General features: G+C 41.0%; 16 protein-coding genes. 6 read left to right on the top strand and 10 right to left on the bottom strand.

Annotated features, from left to right (window positions below; translation table 11 throughout):
* Nucleotides 1-339 precede the first annotated feature (339 nt).
* Nucleotides 340-831, bottom strand: a complete 492-nt coding sequence (locus V7K42_RS11835) for a hypothetical protein (RefSeq protein WP_334916347.1) — start codon at nucleotides 829-831, stop codon at nucleotides 340-342.
* A gap of 529 nt (nucleotides 832-1,360) precedes the next feature.
* On the opposite strand from V7K42_RS11835, the gene V7K42_RS11830 reads away from it, so the two are divergent.
* Nucleotides 1,361-1,558 carry a hypothetical protein gene (locus tag V7K42_RS11830; protein WP_334916359.1) on the top strand — a complete coding sequence of 66 codons (198 nt, stop codon included), beginning with the start codon at nucleotides 1,361-1,363 and terminating at the stop codon, nucleotides 1,556-1,558.
* A 220-nt stretch (nucleotides 1,559-1,778) separates the two neighbouring features.
* Nucleotides 1,779-7,160, top strand: coding sequence for a translocation/assembly module TamB domain-containing protein (locus tag V7K42_RS11825; RefSeq protein ID WP_334916345.1), 5,382 nt, complete (start codon nucleotides 1,779-1,781; stop codon nucleotides 7,158-7,160).
* A gap of 466 nt (nucleotides 7,161-7,626) precedes the next feature.
* Here V7K42_RS11825 and V7K42_RS11820 read toward each other — a convergent pair whose 3' ends face one another.
* Nucleotides 7,627-8,547: a polysaccharide deacetylase family protein gene (locus tag V7K42_RS11820; protein ID WP_334916343.1), complete on the bottom strand. Its 921-nt coding sequence runs from the start codon at nucleotides 8,545-8,547 to the stop codon at nucleotides 7,627-7,629.
* A gap of 275 nt (nucleotides 8,548-8,822) precedes the next feature.
* Nucleotides 8,823-9,065, bottom strand: a complete 243-nt coding sequence (locus tag V7K42_RS11815; RefSeq protein WP_334916341.1) for a hypothetical protein — start codon at nucleotides 9,063-9,065, stop codon at nucleotides 8,823-8,825.
* A gap of 108 nt (nucleotides 9,066-9,173) precedes the next feature.
* Between V7K42_RS11815 and V7K42_RS11810 the strand changes: the two genes are divergently transcribed.
* Nucleotides 9,174-9,686, top strand: coding sequence for a DUF3122 domain-containing protein (locus tag V7K42_RS11810; RefSeq protein WP_334916339.1), 513 nt, complete (start codon nucleotides 9,174-9,176; stop codon nucleotides 9,684-9,686).
* 140 nt (nucleotides 9,687-9,826) lie between these two features.
* Here V7K42_RS11810 and V7K42_RS11805 read toward each other — a convergent pair whose 3' ends face one another.
* Together V7K42_RS11805 and V7K42_RS11800 are read right to left on the bottom strand one after the other, a co-directional pair.
* Nucleotides 9,827-10,117, bottom strand: coding sequence for a hypothetical protein (locus V7K42_RS11805; RefSeq protein WP_094344559.1), 291 nt, complete (start codon nucleotides 10,115-10,117; stop codon nucleotides 9,827-9,829).
* A 326-nt stretch (nucleotides 10,118-10,443) separates the two neighbouring features.
* On the bottom strand, nucleotides 10,444-11,283 hold the full coding sequence (locus V7K42_RS11800) for a prephenate/arogenate dehydrogenase (protein WP_334916358.1): 840 nt from the start codon (nucleotides 11,281-11,283) through the stop codon (nucleotides 10,444-10,446).
* A 70-nt stretch (nucleotides 11,284-11,353) separates the two neighbouring features.
* On the opposite strand from V7K42_RS11800, the gene V7K42_RS11795 reads away from it, so the two are divergent.
* The 3 genes from V7K42_RS11795 (at nucleotide 11,354) to V7K42_RS11785 (ending at nucleotide 14,550) form a co-directional block, all read left to right on the top strand.
* A complete protein-coding gene (locus tag V7K42_RS11795; RefSeq protein WP_334916356.1) occupies nucleotides 11,354-12,931 on the top strand; it encodes a pentapeptide repeat-containing protein in 1,578 nt (525 codons plus the stop codon).
* A gap of 70 nt (nucleotides 12,932-13,001) precedes the next feature.
* Nucleotides 13,002-13,595 (top strand): DUF1517 domain-containing protein, encoded by a 594-nt coding sequence (locus V7K42_RS11790; RefSeq protein ID WP_334916337.1) that lies wholly within the window; start codon nucleotides 13,002-13,004, stop codon nucleotides 13,593-13,595.
* 70 nt (nucleotides 13,596-13,665) lie between these two features.
* Nucleotides 13,666-14,550 (top strand): hypothetical protein, encoded by an 885-nt coding sequence (locus V7K42_RS11785; protein ID WP_334916336.1) that lies wholly within the window; start codon nucleotides 13,666-13,668, stop codon nucleotides 14,548-14,550.
* A gap of 147 nt (nucleotides 14,551-14,697) precedes the next feature.
* Here the strand turns inward: V7K42_RS11785 and V7K42_RS11780 are convergent, their stop codons facing one another.
* From V7K42_RS11780 to V7K42_RS11760, 5 genes are all read right to left on the bottom strand, one after another.
* Nucleotides 14,698-15,975 carry a glycosyltransferase gene (locus V7K42_RS11780; protein WP_334916334.1) on the bottom strand — a complete coding sequence of 426 codons (1,278 nt, stop codon included), beginning with the start codon at nucleotides 15,973-15,975 and terminating at the stop codon, nucleotides 14,698-14,700.
* Nucleotides 15,976-16,383: 408 nt separating this feature from the next.
* Nucleotides 16,384-17,670, bottom strand: a complete 1,287-nt coding sequence (locus V7K42_RS11775) for a glycosyltransferase (protein ID WP_334916332.1) — start codon at nucleotides 17,668-17,670, stop codon at nucleotides 16,384-16,386.
* Nucleotides 17,671-17,836: 166 nt separating this feature from the next.
* Nucleotides 17,837-18,304, bottom strand: coding sequence for a DUF2141 domain-containing protein (locus V7K42_RS11770; protein WP_334916330.1), 468 nt, complete (start codon nucleotides 18,302-18,304; stop codon nucleotides 17,837-17,839).
* 77 nt (nucleotides 18,305-18,381) lie between these two features.
* Nucleotides 18,382-19,365 carry a glycosyltransferase family 2 protein gene (locus V7K42_RS11765; protein WP_334916328.1) on the bottom strand — a complete coding sequence of 328 codons (984 nt, stop codon included), beginning with the start codon at nucleotides 19,363-19,365 and terminating at the stop codon, nucleotides 18,382-18,384.
* 146 nt (nucleotides 19,366-19,511) lie between these two features.
* On the bottom strand, nucleotides 19,512-20,516 hold the full coding sequence (locus V7K42_RS11760) for an NAD-dependent epimerase/dehydratase family protein (protein ID WP_334916326.1): 1,005 nt from the start codon (nucleotides 20,514-20,516) through the stop codon (nucleotides 19,512-19,514).
* Between the last annotated feature and the right edge of the window lie 124 nt (nucleotides 20,517-20,640).

Raw genomic sequence — 20,640 nt, 5'->3', positions numbered from 1 at the left:
ATAAATCAGTGAAGTAAAGATGAAAGCTAACTAATGTTATCTTTTAGTATTTCTTTTCTCTAATATCCGGGAAGGCTAAAAATGTACAGTAAAAGATAATTTTGTCTGCTGATTTAATTACACTTATAAGTGAATGAATCATTTTATGATAGCAATTTACCTGAAGAATCTCAAGTTTTAAAAATCACAAATATCAATACAAAATTATCCGCATGGGCGTAGCCCGTCGTAAACATTACATTGATTAAGCTATGTAGCAAAAAGACGCAAAGAAATTCTTTGCGTCTTTAGTGTGAGATTTAGAAGTGGACATTCTCACCGTTATAGTTTTCCATCTACTTAAACTTGTTCCCGCCAGCACCAGTTTAAAAGTGTACTACCAGCAACCAGCTTAACTACTTCTAGTACCCAATAAGTGCCGTGTAGTAAATTCATTGTCGATGGAATAGCAGTAGCAGCTTCAAATAGATTGAGTTGAACTCCGATAGCGGACATTTGCGGAGTTAAGAAATAGGTATCAAGCACAGCTATAGTTAGCAGCAGTCCAGATAAAATAATACTGCCAATATGCCAGTGATATTGGATTTTACCCAAAGCTAATGCCCCAGTTAATACTACAGCAGCAGATAATAATTCCATCCGATTGAAGTTCCAAAAAATCGTATAGCCTGCTGTCGTAAAACCAGCTTGGCTCATCATACCGGAAAGATAAAGGCTAGGCATAATTACCCAGTCTAAAACTAGACTAGCACTGAGCCAAAAGCCCAAAGTCAATATAATAGCAGTTTGCCAAATTGGTCGTTTGAATTCAATGTTAGAAATAGCAGTCATAAAATAATTGCGTGTGTTGTATTCCTAGTTTCTAACTTCACTAGCAATTTGACAAGGAATATCAATTAACCTTTACAAAGCAATTTCTCTTAATTGATTCTTAACTCAATTACAAGATTTCTTAAAGTTTATTGAGAAACGTAAAGATTTTTTAAAAAGTAATTTAAATAGATTTTGCTTGTTAGAAATACTCAATTATTCCTATCGAATAACTAAGCGATCGCAGTTATGGGAGAATTAATCGCTGGTTTGGCTAAATTAGCGATCGCAATTTCACGTTTTAAGTATTGGCTGTAACTATTTATAATTTACGGCACTGAGAATACTGAATACTTATGTTTTTTATGGTAAGTGCTATTTAGTTTAGGGAATGATTTTTGCTCTGTGAGGGATGATGTCTCCGACAGGCTACATTTACGTCTTTCTTACCTACTGTCTTATCTACTGTTGGATGAAATTAAGTCTCAAGATAGTGTGTAGCTCACCACAGAACAACTTAAGCTTGGTGTATAAGTTTGGGGAAATAATGATGAATAAGGAAACAGTTCCTAGTCAAGCTGAAAAATCTAATCCAGAAGGCGAACCATTGGAACTAAGTCCAGAGGTACTCGACAAAATCAAACACCCTGCAAGAATAGACGATGTTATTCGGGAGCAATCACCAGAAGAACGTAAGAGTAACCCAGCTTTAACGCCAGAAATGATTGATGATGCAACCGATCGATAAGCGGGTTTACAATCTAGTAATGCAAAAACTTAGGTTCCCAACTTCTCTAAGAAGTTGGGAATCTTATTATTAACATTAACTCATACTGTAAGCAGGTTGGCGCAAAGTTCTTGCGGAAGTCTTCAGATTATGAAACCATAGTTTGTAACTCGCTGATACAAATGCGGCTAGCCTGTCTCTCGGCTTACTCCAGAAAAAAGTACTGGTACTGATAACGATAATGACGCGCTCTCCAAATCCAGAAAATAATCAGGAACCATCTAATCCTCGTTTATGGCTCCTTCTGTTAGGACGTACCAGTTTGGCTCTCGGTGTCATTTTACTGATTGGAATTGCAGTCGGTGCTTGGTGGGCTAGAAACTATGTATATAAAGATTTAGCGCCATTAGTACAGCAAAATCTCGAACAATTGCTTGGGCGGCCAGTAAAAGTAGGCAAAGTTGAAGGTTTTTCGCTCTCTAGTCTGAGATTTAGCTCTTTATCTATACCAGCAACTGCCACCGATGCAGACCAGGTGGTAGCAAAAGCCTTGGATGTGCAGTTCTCACCCTTGGAACTTCTCTTAACCCGAAAACTGGCATTAAATGTAACGTTAGTTCAGCCCAATGTCTACATCCAACAGGATCGAGATGGGCGTTGGGTTACAGCCCAAGTTAAGGCTGGAGAAGGAAAAGGTGCTATTCAAACTGAATTGCAAACACTTCAAATTCAAGATGGAAATGTAGAGTTGATGCCGTTCGCCGTACCAACTAAACCGAAAGGCTCAGTAATATTAAATCAAGTTGGTGGTATTGCTCGATTTTCGGATCAAAATCAAAGAATTGGTTATGACATCAATGCTCAACTCACCAGGGGAGGCGCAGTTAAAATTGCTGGTGAAACCCAACTAAAAGCTCAACAAACTAGCCTCAACCTTTCAACACAAAATTTACAAGCATCTGATATTAGTCGATTAATTCAGTTACCGATCGCATTGCAATCAGGGTATTTAAATGCCGACTTAGAGGTTCAGATTCCACCCAAACTATCAGAAATAGCCGTTACAGGAACAGCTACTGCGAATCAAGTCACTGCTAAAATCCAAAATATTCCTCAGCCAGTTTCCAATTTTCATGGGAGATTTACATTTCAAGGTCAGACAGTTGCTTTAGAGAATTTGAGTACAAATTTTGGTAAAATTCCCATTCTGGCCAATGGAACAATTAATACTCAGACAGGTTTTAATGTCTCTGCTCAGATAAAACCAATTAGTGCTAAAAATATCTTAGACACGCTGAATGTAAATTCGTCAGTCCCAGCTAGTGGCGAAATTCAAGCAAATATTAAAGTCTTAGGCGCACTTCAGCAACCAGTCCTTAGCGGTACAGTAAGCAACACAAAACCGATTCAAGTCGATCGCATTCTCTTCAAAGCTGTCAATACTGATTTCCGCTTGAATGTATCTCAAACTGCATCTCAACTTGCTGTCTCCAATTTGAAAATAGTCCCCGCAGCTGGTGGTCAAATCACAGGAGGCGGTCAAGCTAATTTAGGAGCCAACAAAGACGTAATATTTAATGCCCAAGTTGATGGTGTATCAGGGGATATACTAGCACGGGGCTATGGCGTTACTCTACCGATCGCAGTTGGAAATGTTTCCGCAAAAGCACAAATTTCTGGTTCACTTGCCAAACAACCCTTGAACCTTGATGTTTCCAGCGTTCAGGTAACGCCACCAACAGGGGGACAAATTACAGCCAACGGTCAAATTCAACTAGCTCCCCAAGGTCAAGTAGATATAGGTATTCAAGCTCAAGGCTTACCAGGAAATGCGATCGCTCAAGGTTACAATATTTCAACTCCCCTGAATCTTGGTGGTATATCTGCAACCGCTAGAGTTTCAGGTTCTCTGGGTACACCCTTAAACGTCAATGTTGCTCGCGTTCAGGCCAATCCAGAGGTGGGAGGGCAGGTTACAGCTAGCGGTCAACTTCAGCTTGCACCCCAAGGAAGAGTATCATTTAATGTCCAAGCTCAAAATTTACCAGGAGACGCGATCGCCCAAGCGTACAAATCCTCACCCTCCATCACTATTGGTAAAGTCTCGGCAAATGCCAATATTTCTGGCACTCTGAAGAACCTACAAGCAGTCGCGCGGGTGCAAGCGCCTACAGCTACCTATCCCACTACCGGACGAGTTGTTGTTACCAAACAAGGAGAGAATATCGTCTTTCCAAATGCGGTGTTGAACGTGGCAGGCGGGACAATCGTAGCTAAAGGTCAACTTGCACAAGAACGCTGGCAAGGAGTTGTCAACACTTCTGAAATTCAACTTAACCGATTTTCACCACAACTGCGAGGACGGCTCAATAGCGATATTCAGTTATCAGGCACAACAAAATCTTTCCAGCTTGCAGATATTCGGGCCGCCGGCAAAATCCGCCTTTCCCAAGGGGTAGCACTGCTGGCAAAACCGCTCGCAGCTCAATTTCAGTGGAATGGACAGCAGATTATAGTTGAAAACGCAAGTACCGCCGGATTGAGTGCTAATGGTGCGATCGCAATTCAGTCTCCACCAACAGGCGCACCCCAAATCGCGGGATTTGATTTAAACGTGCTGGCGCAGAATTTCAACTTAAAAAATACTGGCTTTCAAATTCCTGGCGACGTAGCAGTAGCGGGGCTACTTGATTTTAATGGAAAAGTCACAGGCACTCCAGATGTTCCCCAAGCTAATGGCAACATTCGGCTGCGAAATTTTCAGGTTAGTAACTTGGCTTTTGACCCACTTTTAACCGGAAACGTGAATTTTCAAGGGGGACAGGGGGCAAGTCTACGATTAGCTGGTAAGCAAGACATAATTGCGCTTAACTTGGGTGCAAATTATCGGCCAACTTCATTTTTAGTCAGTCGGGATGGGGCCGTTAGCATGGGTAGAACTGAGGGAGATAACTTACTCATCAACGCCCAACAGTTTCCTATCGCTCTAATTGGGGGCTTTTTACCTAACAATCAATTGAAACCTTTAGGGGGGCAATTATCAGGAAATTTAGTTGTCAATCTGAATAATTATGCAGTTGCGGGGAACGTTGCGATCGTAGGGCCTCGTGTTGCCAGAGTTGCAGCCGATGAATTTCGCGGCACTATTAATTATGCTGATGGTACTGCTAGCTTGGCTAACGGTCAATTGCGGATTGGAGATAGCAACATTGCCTTAAGTGGAAATGTTAAAACAGGGAACGATCCCCAATTTCAATTCCAAGCTAACTTAGACCAAACCAGAATCGAGAGACTTTTACAAGCGTTTAATATCTTTGACTTTCAAGACCTTGGTACCGGCTTGAAGCCTCCAACCTTAGCTGGAGCAGAAGTACTAAATACCAAGCCAATCAGTTTGCCCAATGCAGATTTGAAAACCCAGTTAGCCTATTTCTCTAATATTGCAGCATCCCTAGCAAAACAACAGCAAGAAGAAACAAAAAAAGCCACATCTTTACCTACTCTTGCAGAGTTAACGGGTGCTTTGAGTGGAGGAATTACAGCTAATGGCTCATTAAAATCTGGGTTAAATGTCGGCTTTAATTTCCAAGGTGCTAACTGGCAATGGGGTGAATACTCCATTAATCAAGTCATTGCTCAAGGTACTTTTGCGGATGGAATCGTCACCCTTTCGCCCTTGAGTGTTGGCATAAATCAAGGACTAGTAGCTTTTTCGGGACAACTAGGAACTGAACAACTATCTGGAAAGTTGAATGTCGCAAGTCTACCTCTATCACTTTTACAACCTTTTATAGAAAAATATCCCGTAGATATCACTGGTAATGTAAATGCTGATGCCACATTAGGAGGCAATTTAAAAGACCCTAATATCAAAGGGAAAGTGACACTGGCGAATGCGACTCTCAACAAACAACCTGTGCAAACAGGACTGGTAAACTTTGACTACGACAAAGCTCGTTTGAATTTTGATAGTACTTTGCTAGTAACAGGAACGCAGCCAGTTACCGTTACAGGTAGCGTACCGGCTCCATTACCTTTTGCCGCAGTGCAACCAGATAGCAATCAAATCAGCATCAAAGCCGATGTGAATAATGAAGGATTGGCGCTGTTAAATCTGTTTACCAACAATCAAGTAAGTTGGGTAGACGGTCAAGGACAGGTAGACTTAAATGTTCAAGGTACTTTAAAGGAACCAATTATTAATGGAAACGCCACAGTTAACAACGCAACTGTTCGCGCTCAAGCTTTATCTGAACCCCTAACGAATTTGACAGGGACAGCGCAATTTAATGGCAATACTTTGAGTGTAGAAAAGATTCAAGGTACTTACAATAAAGGGCAAATAACTGCATCAGGTATCCTGCCAATTTTTGATCCTCAGCAAGCAGCAGCGAATCCCCTAACGATATCAATAGCAGACAAACTCAATTTTAAGCTTGCAGGATTGTATGAAGGGGGTGTTGGCGGCGATGTGGTAATTCGCGGAACAGCCCTAAAACCTGTAATTGGTGGAGAGATTAAGTTGAGTGATGGTAAGGTGATTATTGGAAATTCTACTGCTAAGACCAAATCAGCAGCGACAACAGAAGCGAATACTAACGTCATAAATAGAGAACAGATACCGACAGCAGAGAATAACGCTAGTTCAGTGACTACACCAGATAGTAATGCTAGCCCCGTAACTACATCAGCAAGTAGCGCTAGTGCAGCAACTCCACCCAATTTGCCTATAGAGTTTGCAGATTTAAAGTTGATTCTAGACAAGAATGTTAGTGTTACAACTCAGTCCCTACTGAGCTTTGTACCAGGAGGAGCTGCATTGAGTCAGCCTATACTAAATTTCGAGGCAAAAGGCGACTTGACCATCAATGGTACATTAGCCAAGCCGCTTCCTGAAGGAGAGATTCGTTTGACAGGAGGACGACTGAGCTTATTTTCCACTGAGTTTGCTTTGGCGCGAGGTTACGAACAAACTGCGCGGTTTATTCCAAGTCAAGGACTCGATCCTACTTTGGATGTTCGCCTTACTGCGATCGTACCTGAAGCTTCAGGTACGAACAGTCAAGTTTTGGAATCACCATTGTCTGCTGAAGTCAGCGATGTTTCTGTAAACAACTTTGGAACTTTACGGACTGTTAGCGTTCAAGCTAGGGTTAACGGGCCAGCTAGTAAGTTGGGCGACAATCTAGAACTGACGAGTGAACCTAGCCGTAGTAAGGGAGAAATAGTTGCTCTCTTGGGTGGCTCAATTCTTGGTTCTTTCGGTCAAGCAGATGCAGGCCAAGGGTTGACTAATTTTGCTAGTTCTACCATTTTAGGTGGTTTGCAAGGAACTATCACTGCGATCGGACAGGCTGTTGGTTTTAGCCAATTTCGGATATTTCCTACTCCTACTACGAGTAATGAAACATCAAGAGCTTCAGTTCTAAATTTATCAGCAGAAGGTGTGTTTGATATTAATAAAAATTTCTCTGTCTCTTTATCTGCGCCTTTATCTACATCTACAAATCAGTCCTTGGGTTACAACGTTCTTTATCGACTCAACGACCAAATTTTGATGCGAGGCTCAACTAATTTGGGGGATGAAAATCTATTTCAAGTTGAGTATGAAAGTCGATTTTAGATTAATACAATTCAGTTAACTATTTCTTCTTTCTCTTGCTTTGCGTCCTCTGCTCACTCTGCGGTTTGTTAAAAAAATTACTTTGACAAAGAGTTAAGCTTTAACCCAAGCGGATTAGATTTTAGATTACTGCATTAGTATTGCAGGTCGATTATGAGAACGAACCACAGAGACGCAGAGAACACAGAGGAAGAAAACTAGCTACAGCCCAAACAGGATCATTAGCCAGATTTTTTTATCGCCAAAATTCGAGGTGTAGATATCTGTAGCAGGGAGCAACGCGAAAAAGTGAGATCCTCGTGAAAAGAGCAGGGGAGGCAGGGGGAGTGAAGAGAAAACTTTAGTATTTTTTACGACCTTTATAGCTATAAATACACTTATTTATTTCTCTTCCCCTGCCTCCCCTGCATCCCCTGCTCCCCCTGCTCCCCCTGCTGACAAAATCGTATTGCTCCCCTGTAGCATATCACTGATGATTTGATTGTTCGTGATTTGTAGCTACAGGTGGTGCTGCCGTTAGTGCATTTTCTTCTTGGGCTTGTATTTCTAGCAGTTGGGGAATTGTTACAAATCGATAGCCTTGGGCCTTCAAACCTGCGATCATTTCTGGTAAAGCCTTGACGGATCTAGAACGATTACCACCGCCATCATGCATCAGTACAATTGCACCTGGTTTTGCATATTTCAGCACATTTTTAACTAGCATTGGCACTTGAGGCGAACGACGTTCAGCGTCTCCCGACTCTTCTGACCACATCATGACAGCGTATTTCTCGTTTTTGGCATATTTAGCTAATCCATTATTCAGAAAGCCACCAGGGGGACGAAACAGAGTAGTTTTCTCTCCTGTCGTCTTATAAATAATATCTGCTGTGCGGTCAATTTCACTAGCCGCAGTCGCTGCATCCATTTGAAAATACCAATGATGCCATGTGTGATTACCAATTACGTGCCCATCAGCAGCCACTTGTTTGGCAACTTTGGGAAAATATTTCACCATTTCCCCAAGCATAAAGAATGTCGCCTTGATATTATTTTTCTTCAAAATTTCTAAAACCTGTTCCGTATTTTTAGGGCCAGGGCCATCATCAAAGGTCAAGGCGATGACTTTTTCATTTGCTTTTAGTTTTGCTTGATAAACGATTGTGCCCTGAAAAGGCTTTGGCACTTCATTCATCTGGTCTGTAGCTGGACTGATAGATTGTGCATCTGCGCTCATTGCCCTACCTAAAACCGTTTTAGCATTCTCACCTTTTGGCTTTTGAATTCCCAACAGACGGTCAAGTTTAGTTGTGCCTGCAAGCAGACTGATACCCAAACTACCTACGCCAGCAAGCAATGCAATAGTTACTACCTTTAAAAACGGCGATAATTTACGATTAGACACATTAAATCTCCTTAAATTTTGGGATTGGGGAAGGTGGGGCCCCCTCTGGGGATAGGGGGTAATGGTGACTGGGGAACTCGGGGCCCCCTTTGGGGATTAGGGGCAATGGTGACTGGGTGAAAAATCTTTTTGTGTCTAAGTTTCATCATCTGTTGATGTCCTAACCACCAAGGCTTGTGCTATATCTACGGCTAAAAGAAAAAAGTATAAAATACCTTGAAATATCCCAGCTAAAGCCAAGGGAAGTCCCAATTTTATCTGTACTAATTCGCTGCCTACATAACTACGTATAAAAGTGCCATAAAAAAACTGAATAAAATAATACTCGATGTACTTAACTGGCCAATAAAAGTAGCAATGATGGCAGTATAACTGTAACTTGGAGAAATGCTAAGGCGGAGTTTACTAATAGGGCTGAGGATTTCCCATACACTTGCTAAATCTGCCAATCCACCGTTAATGGGGAGAGTTAGCCAAATGATGCGTAGGCATAGCCCGTCATAGACATCGCTATTCATTTCACCATACACCGCAGTTTTAAGATTAGAAGGTTGATTTAGACAGAGAATTCTGACATCTTGAGCATCCCCGGCTCTAACACTGAATTATGCTGTAAAATGCGTCAAATGAAGCGAAAATTTCAACAATATTTTTGGTGTTGTGCCCTAGTAGGGTTTCTTACATTAACCATATATGGATGGGGTGTGGAGTCAGCACAAGCACTGTTGCGTCAACATCATGACTCTCCCGGTATCTTACGCTACCATTCACAAGTATCGATTAAAGATGAAAAAGGATATGCTTGGCAAGTGCTGTTGTTCAAACAGAATTACACCAGTGCAGTAAAAGACTTGCGGTTACGCTTAGTTGCTTTTCCGGGTGTCGTTGAAATTGCTCACCCTCAACCATTGTTGATTGAGACAGCAGTCGGAAAATTGCTGAGTGCATCAGATGCTTATGCTTTAACTACACCCGTCCCCAATGTGGGGGAATATAACCTAACTAATATCTTATCGAAATTGTCAACAACTGATGCAATCAAACTTTATGTACCTCTCTTTAGTGGACAGCAATTGGTTCTCAAGATATCCAACACTATAGTTACTGAGTGGCAATGGTTAGTTACAGAAATTGATTAGTGAAAGCTATTAAATATTCAATATTAAAAATAACTCAATGGTGATGGGGGGCATAATTACTGCCTTCGGAGGCAGAAATCCTGTCTTCATATACTTATAAAGACGAGTTAAAGCTTCCCACATCACACGCAGGAGTAACGTTAGTCTTGAGACTCCTCAGAGATAGTTTCCGATTCGGTTTCAAGTTCTTCTGTTTGGACTTTAACTGGAGGTTTAACGGGTTTTGGGCCACGCGCTAGGGCAGGATTCCCCTGTTGCTTGTTTTCATCGCTATAAGATGCTTTTTTACCTGTGCCTGATGAGCGATTACGGCTCGGTTTTGAGCTTTTAGGGTTGGATTCAATCGGAGTTATAGAATCCGTGTTTTCGGAATTGTTGTCAGTACTTGCTTGGGACTGACGTTCCGATTTCTTGATTGGACGTTCTACCATTGTTGATTTTTGTAAATTTATCTGTATAGTACATCGGTTTGGTGACTGTCAAACTGTTAAGTAGCATTTTTTAAAGATTTTACTGTTAAAATTATTAAATAGCTATGTTGATTAATTTACCAATAAAGTAGTCACCTAAATTTATCAAATATCTCAAAAAGCATTCTTGAAGAAGAATTCAGAAGTCAGAATTTATAAGTCAGAATCAAAACGTTTGCAGATTTATAATTAACTACTAAATTGCAGATTGAGTAGGGGTATAAAACCCATTTATCCGCTTTTTTAGTCAGAATTAAGAATTAATTCTGACTCCTGATTTCTGAATTTTAATCAACAAAATCAGGTCGTGTCTTACCCGTTGATTTCAATTTTTGCTCTAAAACTGCCCAATTTTCTTGCTCAATTAGGTTAGTCAACTCATCGAGATTGTGACGATACTGTTGTAGCGATCGCAGCAATGCTTGACGATTATACCGCGCCATCATCACGCCCAACTCTGGATTCCCACCACCTACACGGCTGGTATCTCGAAAACCTGAACTAGCTAACTTTTGAGCTAATTCCAAAACATCAGGGTCAGTTTCACTCAAACAAGCCGCAATCAACGAAGAACTCACCATTACAGGTAAATGAGAAATCCAGCTAACAGCGCGGTCGTGTTGCTCTGGTTGACAATAGTAGATATTAGCCCCAAGCGATCGCACAATTTCTTCTACAACCGCAATTGCACTAGTTGGCGTTGTAGCTGTCGGTGTTAATACATAAGGTTTATCAACAAATAAATTCCGTTGTGCAGCTTCTATGCCACTGTCTGTTCTTCCCGCCATTGGATGACCGCCGATAAAATTATCCCAAAGGGGAGAAATCGCCTTGACTATCTGTGCTTTCGCCGAACCCACGTCAGTCACTACGATACTAGTAGACAAATGAGCGATCGTTTGCTGCAATTGGGGCACAATAAGCGCTAGAGGTGTACAAATAAATACAACCTCTGCGGCTGCTAACAGACTCAGATCAACTGATGCTTCATCAACACTGCCGATAGCAACTGCCTTTTCACAGGTAGATTCACGGCGACTGACTCCTAAGATATGATGTCCTTGCGATCGCAAATCAAAGCCCAAAGATCCGCCGATTAGTCCCAGTCCTAAAATCCCAATATTCATTTTTGATTTTGACATTCCGTTTTTAATGACTTTACCAACTATTGAAGTTGGCATCCAAGGGGTAGCATCGATGACTGTAGAGGAATTACTAGAAAAATACGCAGCAGGAGTCTTAAGCTTTAGTGGCGTTGACCTTGCGGAAGCTAATCTGAGTGGGGTCAAACTCAGTGGCGTGAATCTTAGCAATGCTAATTTGAGTATAGCTAACCTCAGTGGTGCGAATCTGAGTGAAGCTAACTTGAGCAATGCCAAGTTGAATGTAGCCAGACTCAGTGGTGCGAATCTATGCAACGCCATCTTGAATAACGCTAGTCTCAATGTCGCTAATTTGATTCGAGCCGATCTCAGTCGCGCTCAACTTAAAGGAGCCTTGTTGATTCGCACTGAGTTAATTCGCGCTGATCTCAGTCGCGCTGACCTGTCGGAGGCTGACCTCACCAGTGCTGATTTGCGAGAGGCGACACTCCGTCAAGCAAATCTCCGCCACGCTAACTTGAGCGAGACTGTCTTGAGAGGCGCTTCTTTGACGGGAGCAAATTTAGAGATGGCTAACTTAAACGCTAGTGACCTCAGTCGTTGTGACCTGAGTGGTGCAAATTTGCGAGATACCGAACTCAGACAAGCGAATCTCAGTCATGCTAACTTGAGCGGAGCAGATTTGAGCGGTGCGAACCTCCGGTGGGCAGATTTGAGCGCTGCGAATCTCCGGTGGGCAGATTTGAGCGGGGCAAAATTGAGCGGGGCTACTTTAATTGGCGCAGATTTAACCAATGCTAATTTAACGAATACAATTTTCATCCACGCCGATTTAACCCAGGCAAAATTAATTAGGGCGGAATGGATTGGTGCTGACTTAACAGGAGCAACTTTAACTGGGGCCAAGCTTTATGCCACCTCCAGGTTTGGTCTAAAAACCGAAGGGATGATTTGTGAATGGGTCGATCTTAGCCCAGCCGGCGATCGCTCCATTATCCAGAAGTTCCATTCGGAAGACTCACGAGACTTTTTTAACGAAACACCGCCCACAATCCGCATTATTGTTGATGCAGCCTTAGAACACGAAGCCAATTTTGCGATCGCAGGCGCTTACTACCAAATTGCTCAGGAATACCGGGGGCTGAAACAACCTCCAAGTATAGAAAGTGGTCGTCGTCGAACCGTTTTCACATTCTATGTAGATAGCGACGAAGCATTATTTCCCACTGCTTATATTGTGATTCTTCCCTTTCTAGATGCGGCATCTACTCAAAATAGTATTGCCAGTGTGGTGCAAATGATTAATAGTGAAGTTATTACAAACCAAGATTTAAAATCGCTAAAATCACCCCTTCTGATGAAACAATTAAATATTCTTCTAGAGCAAGCCATCAATCAAGCTACAACAATTAAACAGACCAAAAAAAATATTGAAGTAGCCGCAAAGTTAAATTTTTGTAAAGCTCCAACCCAAATAATTCTAACAAATTCTAGCGCCCACACTTTAATTGTTCATGACAATCCCAACTTTGGGAAAAGATTTATTAATCGTTCTGCTCTCAATGCTTCAACTTATGATGATATATCTAATGAGTCAATAAAATATGATATATTGCCTTCGTTAAATATGGTTACAGATTTTGTCAAAGGATTTCACTATATTAGTAATTAGAAATGGGGAATAGGGCATTAGTTATTAGACAAATGACCAATGACAAAAATCAAATTTATGGAGGACAAAAATGCGCGATACCTTTAATAAAATGATCGGTCGGACTCGCTATGTAGTCTTTCGCTTATTTCTGCACTTAGGGGGAGGTGAAGTAGCACCAATTTTGGGAGTATTAAATAGTGCTGGACGGGATGCGATCGATGTCGATGGTGACTTAGAAGTTTTGGGAGAAGGATTGGTAGAAATTAGCCAAACCCTGTTGCAATACGATGAATATTGGCTTTCGGCTGCCAACGAAGGTGATGTATTTTGGGACGAAGGCGAAGCGGGAGATTACGTAAATGAATTATTTACTGACTCGGCTGAAAGATATCTCAGCGAACCAGATTACAACTCTGACTCTAACTCGAATGAACCTTTATCTATACCTGTAACTCGTAACGTCATTGTGATGATTACAGTAGCTTATGAAGGAGAAGTCCCAGAGTTAGAAACCGATCTTTCTAACGTTCAGGCACTTAAAGAAGGATTGAAAGCATTGATAAATTTGCATTATAAACATAGATTACAAGCAATCCAAGTGCATTTCTCCCCTGCACAGTTAGGTGATGACCTCACTAGCGACCAACTGTTGCAATATTACCCAGAATTGATTCCTTTATAATCTGTTGGGTAGTCCGTACTTACTACTCACATCGAGAAATTGTTAAGCTCAGAGATAGGACAATAATCCAATGATCATGACCATAGTACGTAAATTTACAGCAGTTTTTTTAGCTCTGAGTTTGTGTATCACAACTGTCGCTTGTGGTGGCGAAAACCAAACTAATCCCCCGGCTAAGAACGTTAACCAAACCTCTAATACCACAAAGCTGAGTGACGGTGAGTATCAAATACAACAAGCCACTTATGACGATGCAAGTGGTGAATATAACCTGTTTTTACTGAACAACAAGCCGCCAACCTTTGCAACCGAAAATCTGCAAATGGCACGGTTAACTGAGGATGAAATCAAGCAGGGTAAGAAGACATATCTGAAGGTAGACAAAGGACAACCGATTTTATATCTGACAGAAGACTTTAAACTTGAGTACGTCCACAACGTTACCGAGAATAAAACCAATCCCCAAACAGGACAACAAGAGACGGTTGTAGTCCGTCGAGAAAATAGCTTCTGGGCACCATTTGCTGGGTCTGTGGCTGGTAGCTTGGCGGGACAAGCAATTGGTAGTATGTTGTTTAGACCCCAGTATTATGTACCCCCTGTCTATCAATCAGGACAAGGATTAAGTGGCTTCGGTGGATATGGCGGAAGTTATGGCCAAGCAGTTCAAAACTACCAAACTCGCTACAATGCGCCACCCGCAGCCGTGACAAATCGCACTGCCTTCCGCAATACAGGGACAATTAGAAGGTCATATCCTGGAAATTCAAATGTACGCAATACACCGCGTAGCACTACAGGTAATAGCCGTCCTTCTGGTTCTGGTTTTGGTGGTAGTAACTTGCGACCCTCTGGTAACTCCAGCACTACTAAGCGCAATTCTGGTAGTAGTTTTGGTAGTGGACGTAGTACAGCACCCCGCCGCTCAAGTGGTTTTGGTAGCAGACGGCGTTAAGAAATTTTGTTGCCGATGGTTAATTTGTTGAATGCTTTTTGTTAGTCGATTATTGGGAGATGTCGTCATATATTTCTATAACGACATCTCTCCAATTAAAGCAGTGCTAGCGATCGCTAGTATTTAGGGTACTAGCGATCGCGTTTGTTATCGTCTGATATTGCCTGTACCTACCTGCACTTTCTGTTTTGCTTCAACGATTTGGTAAAGTTTGTCTTCAAGTTTTTGCATACACGCCGACCAATCAAATTCGAGTATAGAAGGGCGAGCGTGCCGAGTCATATCTGCTTTCAAATCAGGATTTTCTAAAATCGCAATCACCTTTTGGGCGAAGTCTGTAGGGTTGTTGGGTTGGGCAAGAAAGCCGTTATGACCAGGAGATACCTGTTCTGAAGTTGAGGGTGCAACAACCGCAACCAAAGGGGTTCCAGAAGCCAGTGCTTCGTTATTTGTAGTACAGAAGTTTTCGGTAACGGAGGGATTGACAAAAATATCTGCTCTAGCAAACCAACCTAAAAGTTCTGTCCCGTGGGACTCGCCCCATACAGTAATACCCGCTCCAAACTTTTTAGCACGCTCACGGATTTCTTCATCTAGCGGGCCACTACCAACAATCACCAGATGAACATCAGGAATTTTGGCCGCGATGACTGGAAAGATATCAAGTAGTTGGCTAACATTCTTTTCGGGCGTAATGCGTCCGACAAACAAAATAGTTGGTCGGTTGTCATTAGGAATGGGATTGTAACAAATGTTTCGCGGGTGAAATTTTTCGCAATCAATGCCTTGATAAGGGACATATTCAGCGCGTTGGCATTTTAGTTCTTCGTATTTAGTGAGTTGTTCTTTAGAAGAAAAGTAATTGAAGTCATAAAACTCACTAAATTGCTTGACTAAAACAGGAACGATGGGACGAACCAAATTGAAGAACCTGTCTCCAAAGTAATATTTGATATAGGCAACGATATCTGTATGGAAGAGTGATATTATTGGCGTGCCTGTTCGTTTTGCGTATTGAGTGCCGATAGGGCGACCATAACCTTGCAAGAAAAATGAGTACAAACCTCTCATTTGTGCAGCTTCTTCAACCACGATAATATCGGGTTTGAATTTCTCCAGCAACTTGGTATCGCTCCAATGGCGATAGTTCAACGGTTGAGGAAGAGACTTATAGAATAACAGTGGTTCGGTGGGAAATGCGTAAGCAGAGAAATTGGGGAAAGACTGAATTTCATTCAAACCTGGCATGGGGCGATCGCCAACATTTTTGGGGTAGCGATCGTTGATTTGCGGATGGATTAGAAAAACCTCATGTCCTTGCTCTAGCAACCAACGAACTCGTTGGTGAACTGCAACGGAAACTCCAGTTAAGAAAGGAGCATACAACCCTGTAAACAGTGCAATGCGAAGTTTTTGTTTAGTCATAAAAAAGGGGAATCTTTCACGAAAATACTGGTTTTTAATTTAGGATTTACACAGCAAATGTTTCATGAGTATCCTGATTATCTAGCTCAGAAATTACCACCAATACTGTTAAATCAAAGATTTAAACATTGTCAAACAGTCGAAAGCGTGGGTTATGAAGTGGATGCTTATAAACCTTGGTTTAAACTATCAAAATATCCAAAATGCTAAGTCAAAATTCCCCTTAATCTATTTGTCTAAACCCTTGCCATTAAGACAAATTGATTTTGAAGATTCGCAAACAAACGTGTATTTTGACAAGGGTTATAGCTAGGATATTTCTACTAAATATAAGATAATCTAACTTGAATACTAGGGAATGTTTAGTGTAATAACTTTCATGCCCTAGTTCCTATTTAGTGATTTAATTCAAAGAGAAACCTTGCTATCAATAGGCTGATCTAACCATTGATAAGGGCGATATTCCACTAACCGGACATTCCAAGGCCCTTGAACTCGATAGGAGACACCGCGCCAGGTGACTGTTGAAATCCAAATAGATGATAGCATCGCTAACCCATAAACCCACTGTGTTAGCGGAATCCCAATCAACATTTTGATAATTGTAGCAGCTGATAATTTGGCGTAGACGTGCAACGGCTTGCCCATAGGCATCATCTGGTCATTAGAGCGAACCACTCGCTGGATCTCTAATTCCAACACAAGCATTATCAACAGTAATCCTAAAGTATAGACACCATAACAGACTAAGAAGAGAGCCGCAGCTTCCCATTTTGCCTCTAAGAAGGACTCTAGAACTAAAATGATCAGTGCCGTAGGAAACAAAATGCTAGAAACAGCTTCACTGACTAAAGCTAACCAACGCGGGTGATACAGTCGAGAATAAAGTATTAGGCGTTTGAGATAGTCGATTAAGTTGGATAAATCAGTCTCTTCACGATTTACTATCAGCAGCGAAGGCACAAACTTTACCTGGAATCCATGTTTTTTGAGGATGTCGTGCATCATAAAATCTTCGCCTAAAGCTTGTCCCCACTTATCTAGCAGTTCTGTTTGGCGAAGCACTTCTGTTTTCACAGCCAAACTCCCACCCCAAGGAATCTGGAAGATAAACATTTGCACTACTGTGGATACATTGCCGATATACCGCACTAAAGATCCCCAATACCTACCTGTAGGTACGTACCAACGATTACCTGTTGTTGCCCCTACTCTAGCATCACCTAAAGGGCTAACTAATTCTCGCAGCCAATTCAGATGGACTATGGTATCAGCATCTACTAAGGCAACCACTTTGTAGGAATCATCCAACTCACGGACAGCTTGGACTAAAGAACTGCATTTGAGACTACAATTGTTGCGTACTATTCGCAAAGGGCTAATTTGAACGTTGGTCGCTTCTTGCTCTGTGATGCTTTCACTGGCAATTTTCCAAGCGGGATCTTCATGACTATCAACGATCAATTTTAAATCATAGTGTGGATAGTTTTGGTTCAGGAGCGATCGCAAACATCTAGGCAAAAACGGATCGGCTCCGCGTAGGCAAAGAATCACTGCTGTTTTGGGTAACTGGTCATCTGGTAATAAGTTTTTTTTTGATGAGCGCAGATACCATATAAAGACAAGCGTAAAACACACCTGAATAACCAGCCAACCCATCAAAGACTTAGACAAAAATATCGCCAAATCTTCCATTAAATTTTTAATCTCCGATAGGATTAGGGATTGGGGATTGGGGACTTGGGATTAAGGATTGGAGACTTGGGATTTGGGATTGAAAATCAGAAGTATTTCCTAGAGAAGGAGTACCCAGTACCCAGTCCCCAGTACCCAGTCCCCAGTCCCCAGTCCCCAATCGCCTTTATGAATCCAGCGAATACTTCATGATTATGTTGACCGTTGTATTTTTATTTACAACAAAACTGGCATCACGAAACTTTGGTGAACCTGTTTGTATAGACACAGTTGGATTTTTGGAAATCCCAAAACCTTCTGTGGGAATACCAAAAAAGTCTTTATTGAGTTTGCGATCGCCATTTTGATCGTCAACCACGGCGACAGCATAAGTTCCAGGCTTTAAACCTGAGAATTCTTTTTTAACAGAATTGCCAGTAATCTTAACGCAGCCACTTTGAGATCCAGTAGAATTACTCATCGGAAATCCTTTTTCAGTTGCGTAAACTCTGAAGCAAATCTCACCTTTTTTGTGTTGTATGCCATTTACCACAACACTTAGTGTTTCAGTTGGTTCTGCATTTACTGTTTTAGCAAAGCTAAAGCTCACTAAAGTGGCAAGTAAAAAATGAGATAATTGAGATAGTTTCAGCATAGTTTTGTAGTAAAGAATAGGTGGTTTTGGGGCTGGATAAAAGCTGTATTTAGTAGCTTTTATTTTTAACTAATTATTCAATGTAAAACTTGAGTTTTTTTAATTGATGCTGCTTGCCAAGCTTTCCAAAGTACTTGCAGCACTTTTAGTAAATCTTTCAGCAAAAGATATTCTGTCCCTTTTAACTGCCGATATAGACTTAAATGACAACGCAGCCGGTCATTCCAACTCAGGGGACTACGCCAGATAGAGAGTATATACTCCCAAATTATTCTCCAATGTGGCAATAAAATTTGTCCTTTCTTTGCTGAATCAAACCACACTGTATAGGCATAAAAATCAGGCAGCATACTCAATGAGGGTTTTTTAGTGTTGTTAGCAAACAACATATAATTAGGAAAATACATACTCATTGATTGTTGCGGATGGCTTCTGGCAAAAAACAGATGTTCAGGGATTTCATAAAACCTACCAAGAATACCAAGTCTTAACAAAAGAATTCCATCTGCATTACCATAACCACCCATCAGAGGTATCATTCTCAGGGCACTGGAGCGAATTACTCCGTAACATTGATAACATAAATGTTTCGTCAGCAATTCGTCAAAACGCTTATGTGGTTTTAGTGCATCTGCCTTGAGTTTAATATTGTAGTTTTGGAGAAAACTCCCCTCTTCATCAATGAAATATGTCTGAGAGTGACACAAGATTATGCTAGGGTCTTGGTCAAGCACCTCAACACACTTATTGATAAAATCTGGAGCATGTAGATCGTCATAAGCTGCCCACTTAAAATACTCACCAGAAGACAATTTAAAGACGCGATTAAAGTTACGGGCGCAACCGATGTTCTTGTCATTGCGGTAGTAACAGATACGTTTGTCTTTCTCAGCATAAGCTCTACAAATTTCTTCAGTTTTATCTGTAGATGCATTATCTGAAATAATTAACTCAAAATCTTCAAAGGTTTGAGCCAAGAGTGAATCTATGGCTTCTTTGATAAATTTTTCACCATTGTATACAGGTAATCCGATGCTTAAACGTGGCTGATTAGTAGTCATATAAAACGATTATTCGGAAAATATATGGATTATTTTGTTCTCAATTGCAGATAATTGTTAGGCAGATGCAACCGAAGAATTCAGAAGTTAGAAGTCATTAACTCCAAATTCCTTACAATCCAATAATGATTCCAAAAATATTTTGACTATTTCATCAAGCTTTGAATATCTGTTTTTTGCAGCCATTCATGTGTTCGCTGCATTCCTAATTCTAGATCGACTGCTGGTTTATAATTTAACAGACTTTGAGCTTTGACAATTGAACAAGCGTAGGGACGAGTCATAAAATCTATAGACTCTGGTAAAATATCAACTTTTTTCCGAAAAAGCTTTTGTCCTTGAACGCGTAGCTTTAGAAACAACTTGATTTCATCTTTCGATAATGAAAGGGGTGCTTGTAAACCTTCCATTGCTGCTAAACGCATAAAATACTCTTTCCAAGAAGTTTCTTGTCCGTCAGTGATATTAAATATTTCACCGAATGTTTCTTTTTCTATCGCTAGAAAGATCCCATCAATCAGGTTATCTATATATACGTGATTGATTACTCCTTTAGCATCGTTGGCACAGGCAAATAATTTTTGACGCATCATTAAAATTGGTCTGACTATCCAGGGAATACTTCCTGGCCCGTAAACATCTCCGGCTCTAATAATGATGATGCCAAAATCTGGAGAATTATTTAGTTCTAAAACTGCTGTTTCAGCTTCTATTTTTGTTTGACAATAGGGATTATTTTCGCCCGAAAGTGGCCCGGATTCTGTAACACCATTAGGATAGTTGAAACCGTAAACCATTACACTAGATAGATGCACAAATGTTTTGACACCAGCGTGTTTAGCGGCTTTAGCTATGTTGACAGTACCGCCAACATTCACATCACGAAAATTCTTAATTGCGCCAGCTTCTTCGGCAAGTTGATCTGTATGTAAAACGATATCTACTCCCTGACAGGCCTTTTGAGCAATAGTAGAATCGGTGATACTACCAATAATTACTTCAACGCCTAAGTTGTGTAATTGTTTGTTCTGTTCTGTAGAACTTTGTAGTCCACGAACCTTCATTCCTTGCGCTATAGCTAACTCGGCTGCACGCAAACCGACGAATTCATCAATCCCGGTAATTAGCAGGGTTTTGTCTTTGAGGTTCATAAAATCGAAACTATTGTTAAAGGGGTGAATTTCAGTTGCTAGATAAAAGACTTGAAGCTATACCAAATTTTGATTTTGGTAAAGATTTTTAATCAAAAATCTAAAATTGCTATAAAGAATAAAT

This window comes from Nostoc sp. (genome assembly GCF_036917455.1).
Taxonomy (GTDB): domain Bacteria; phylum Cyanobacteriota; class Cyanobacteriia; order Cyanobacteriales; family Nostocaceae; genus Nostoc.
This window is presented reverse-complemented; position numbering and strand designations above follow the sequence as displayed.